2 protein-coding genes are annotated in these 530 nt (G+C 63.0%); both read right to left on the bottom strand.

Annotated elements, in window-relative coordinates; genetic code table 11:
- Positions 1 to 216: hypothetical protein (locus DS839_RS37180; RefSeq protein WP_368912150.1), on the bottom strand; the 216-nt coding region annotated here is incomplete at its 3' end.
- Positions 216 to 530 (bottom strand): hypothetical protein (locus tag DS839_RS36105; RefSeq protein WP_368912151.1); only part of this gene is annotated, 315 nt, incomplete at its 5' end. The genes DS839_RS36105 and DS839_RS37180, both read right to left, overlap by 1 nt.

Consider the following 530-nt stretch of genomic DNA (forward strand, 5'->3'; position numbering starts at 1 on the left):
CGTCGGGATCAGAGAGACAACCCCATCTGCACCGACGACGCCTTGGCTCGTCTCTGTAGAGCCGGGCAACAGACGGCCCAACGGGCTGCTGGCGATGACGGACGGGTCGTTGGTGATTCGCACCTTGGTGCTGCCGTCCGGCATCGTCTGCGTGGTGATGCAGCCGCCCAGCAAGGCGCTTGCAGCGGTCAACAGTAGTACGCCTGCTGTCCTCATCAGAAAAACCTCCCCATATCCTGCTGCCGGAGCTTTTCCTTTGCTGCCACGACAAGCTGTTTGATGACATCGCCCTGCTTCACAGGGAACCCAAGGCCGAAGGCCCGGCCAACTTCCGCGATCCTGCCGTCGCGGACATGAACTCGGGTGGGCTGCACGAACCGAGCGGCGGACATGGCTGCCCGCTTAACCGGATCGTCCACAAAAATCCCCAGCGCGAGCGGCGGGAGCTTGGCGTCCATGCACGCCACGCCCTCGACTGAGAGGTACAGGCGGTCGGACACATAGGCGCAATCGAACGGCATGGCAGCCAT

The sequence above is a fragment of the Taklimakanibacter deserti genome (genome assembly GCA_003574785.1).